General features: G+C 27.9%; 1 protein-coding gene. It reads left to right on the forward strand.

Translation table 11 applies throughout. The features are described 5' to 3' along the window. Positions 1-4,552 (forward strand): SpaA isopeptide-forming pilin-related protein (locus E6248_RS13560; protein WP_316341322.1); only part of this gene is annotated, 4,552 nt, incomplete at both ends.

A 4,552-nucleotide genomic window follows, 5' to 3' on the forward strand; every position in this document is an offset into this window, starting at 1 on the left:
GTACTAGTATTATTTATAATGCAGTTATTTTCCGGAATTGGTCACGGAGATATAGTAAAAGCCGAAGAAAATAAAGAGTTTATATTTATTACAAGTGTTAAACTTACAGATTTACAGAATAACCCTTTGGGAGAAAATATAGATAAGTCTTCTGGGGTACGTATAAGATATGATTTTAAAATTCCTAATGATAATAATATAAAGAAAGACGATGTTTATACTCATAAGGTACCTATACAAATTGCTTTGGAATATTCTTTTAATTTAGATATTAAGGATGCTGATGGCAAAATAATAGCAGTGGCAAGCTTTGAGACAAATGGAGAGGTAAAAATTAAATTCACTGATTATGTAAGCACTCATTCTAATGTAGAAGGATATTTCCAGTATGATGCTGTCTTTGATCAGAATAATATAGGAAATGAACCTATTGAAAAAATAGAATTTAAGTTAGGGGCAGAAGTTGAACCAATAGTAGTTGAAGTAAAGTTTAAGCAGGATCCACCTCCAGAAACGTCTATAAGAAAAAGTGGAAAATATGATGGAAGTGGAAATGAAATTACTTGGTATATAGAGTTTAATGAAAAAAATGTTAATGTAAAAAGTGCGAAAATAATAGATAATATTCCCTTTGGACAAGAGTATATAATGGGGTCAGCAATGTTGGATGGACAATCAATTGTATCTGGTCTTTCTTATACTGAGGCAGATCCTTCCGATAAAGAGAATTCAGGGATATTAATATATGAATTTCCTAATGACGTTAATGAGAAACACATAATTTCTTTTAAAACAAAAATTAGTGATATAAGTATTTTAGCTTCAGAAAATAAATCCAAAGACTTAGAGAATAAAGCTTTATTAGACATGGATGGTGGAAAAAAAGAATCAAATATAGCTAAAGTAAATGTGAAAACAGATTATATTCAGAAATTAGGAAAAGATAGCACATATAGAGATGAAAATGGGAAATTAATTGGGCAAATAGATTGGATTATTCAAGTAAATAATAATAATTTAGATCTTGATAATTTTAAGGTAGAAGATATTATCCCAGAGGGGCTAGAGTTAATAAGTGATACTTTTAAGGTTGATGATACAAGTACTACTACTTTTGAATATAAGGATAACAAGTTATCTTACACTTTTGAAAAGAAAATAAGTGAACAACATACTATAACTTTTTCAACTAAAATAAAAGATGAGGATTTTTATAAAAATAATGAATATAAGAGTTTTACCAATACAGCTAATGTATTTATTGGAGAAAAATTAATAGCATCTGATAATTCAAATGGTGTAGGGATAACAAGTAATATTGTTAGAAAGAATGGTTTAGGATATGATGCAAAAAATCATTATATAACATGGCAAATAAAAGTCAACAGTAATAAAATGGAAATTAATAATCCAATAATTCAAGACGATATACCAGCAGGACAAAAATATGTGAAAGATTCATTTGAGATTGAAGGAGATAATGCAGATACAAGTGGATTCAGCTATAAAGAAGCAGACAGTACAGATACTGTAAAAACAGGCACTATTAATTATGAATTTAAAAAGAGCATTAATACGGAATATACTATAACATTTAAAACAGAACTAACAGATAATAAGGTTTATGCATCAAATGTAAGTAACAAAGAGTATAAAAATAATGTAGTATTAACGGCTGATAATATACCAAGCGCAAATTCTGAAGGGACTCAGAATGTATCTAGTGAAGTAATTAAAAAAGAAAATATTGGATATGATTATTTTACTAAGGAATTGGCTTGGAAGATAATTGTTAATACAAATAAAACTAAGTTAAATGGTGTAAAAGTTATAGATAATATTACTTTAGGACAAGAATTCCTCGAAAAATCTTTCAAAATAGAGAAAATAAAGGATGGTAATACAAAAGAGGAAGTAGATGTTGATAAGATTGGACTTAAATATGATCCAGATAATAAGGATATAACAGGAACATTAACTTATACTTTTAATGATGAAATAAATGATACTTATGAAATTACTTTTAAAACTAAGATTACTGATGATAATCTGTTTTATAATAATGAACCAATAACTATAAGAAATAAAGCTGAAATAAGTGGAGGTATTATACCACCGGATGTATTTAGCGAAGTATCTAAAGAGATAGAGAATTCAGTAATAAGTAAAACAGCTGATTATAAAGAGGGAAATGATTATATAGATTGGAAGATATCAATAAACTCTAATTCAGTTCCAATAGGAGATGCCGAAATAGAGGATATTTTACAAGAAGGATTAGAATTAGATACAACATCAGTTGAATTATTTAAGGGCGTTGTTAATTCAGGAAATGGTGCTTTAAGTAAAGGAAACCAAGTTGAATTAAATGAGAATAGTGTTAAGTATGAAAAGACTACTAGAAAATTTACCTTTAAATTTAATAATAAAGTAGACTCACCGTATGTTTTAACTTTTAGAACTTATGTTACAGATGAAAGTAAATCTCCTTTTGAAAATAAGGCATATTTCAAAGGAAGTAATATGAATGGAACTGGAAACTCAAATAAAATAAATGTAAAATTCCAAGGTGGAAGTAGTGGTGGGGTAGGTGAACTAGGTTCTATAACTTTAAAAAAAGTAGATAAAGAGACTAAGAATAGCCTTGACGAAGCTAAGTTTATTTTATTAGATAGATATAAAAATGAAATTGATTCAGGTGAAACAAATAAAGAAGGAGCTTTAACATTTAATGGAATCAGGTTTGATATTCCATATTACGTAAAAGAGGTGGCTCCACCAGAAGGGTATATGCTAAATGAAAATAGTATTCAGGAGTTTACTATAAAAAGTGGAGATGATAGTAAAAATATAACTCGTATTTTTGAAAATAGTATTATTAAAGCTAATTTAGAATTATTAAAATTAGATGAAAATAATATGGCATTAAAGGGAGCAGAATTTACTGTTTATAATAAAACATCTGAAAATGAAGCAGCTAAAGGAATAACAGATGAAAATGGAATAGTTAAATTTGAAAACTTAGTCTACGGAAACTATTATTATGTTGAGACTAAGGCTCCAAAAGGGTATGTATTAAATAGTTCTAGACATTATTTTACTATTAGTGAAAATGGAGTAGTTTTAAAAGAAACTGTAAATAATGAAAAAATATTAGGAAATATTAAGGTAGTAAAGGTAGATGAAGATACTAATTTCTTAGCAAATGCAGAAATCACTTTATCTGATTTAGAAGGTAATGTAGTTCAAAAGGCTCTAACAGATGAAAATGGACTAGTGACATTTACCAATATTCCTTATGGAGATTATGAAGTAAAAGAAACTAAAGCCCCAGAAGGGTACAACCTTTCAAAAGAAGTATTAAAGGTTAGTGTAGATCAAGAAGAAACTGGATTACTTTATGAAGCAGGAACAATTACGAATACTAAAATTAGAGATAATATAAAGATTAATAAGTTAGATCAAGATGCAAACAAGGTAGTTGGAGCAGAATTTACTCTTTATAATAGTGATGATGAAGTTATTAGTACTGCAGTCACTAATGAAGATGGAGTAGCATTATTTGAAGATGTAGTGTACGGAGATTACTATATTAAAGAAACTAAGACTCCAGAAGGATATATAGGAACTGATGAAAAGTTCGATGTTAGTATCAAAGAAAATAATGTTGATAAATCTATTGAAATTGAAAATACTAGAATAAAGGGTAATCTTGAAATTTCAAAGAGTGATGGAAATAATAATCAGTTAAAGGGTGCAGAATTCACTGTTTATGATTTATTTGATAAAGAAGTTCAAAAAGTTGAAACAGATGAAAATGGAATAGCTAAATTTGAAGATTTAGTTTACGGAAACTACTATTATATTGAAACTAAGGCACCAGAAGGATATGTATTAGACAGCACAAGACATGATTTTGAGATAAAAGATAATGAAGTAGTTTTAAGAGAAACTATAGAAAATGAAAGAATATTAGGCAATATTAAAGTAGTAAAAATAGATGAATATGATAAGTTCTTATCTAATGCGGAAATTACCTTATATGATTTAGAAGGTAATGTAGTTCAAAAGGCTGTAACAGATGAAAATGGACTAGTTATATTTACGAATGTACCTTATGGAGATTATAAAGTAAAAGAATCTATAGCTCCAGAAGGGTACAACCTTTCAGAAGAAATATTAAAGGTTAGTGTAGATAGCAATGAAACTGGTCTAATTTATGAAGCAGGAAAAATTACTGATACTAAAATTAAAGCTGACATAAAGATTAATAAGTTAGATCAAGATGGAAATAAAGTAGTTGGAGCAGAATTTACACTTTATAACAATGATGATGAAGTTATTGGAACTACAGTAATTAATGAGGATGGAATAGCATTATTCGAAGATATAGTATATGGAGATTATTATATTAAAGAAACTAAAACTCCAGAAGGCTATATTGGTACTGATAAAAAAATTGAAGTAAGTGTTAAAGAGAATAATTCAGTATATTCATATGAAATTGAAAACACTAGAATAAAAGGAACAGTAGAAATTAAAAAAGTTGATG

The sequence above is a fragment of the Clostridium sp. genome (genome assembly GCF_032552055.1).
Taxonomy (GTDB): Bacteria; Bacillota; Clostridia; order Clostridiales; family Clostridiaceae; genus Clostridium.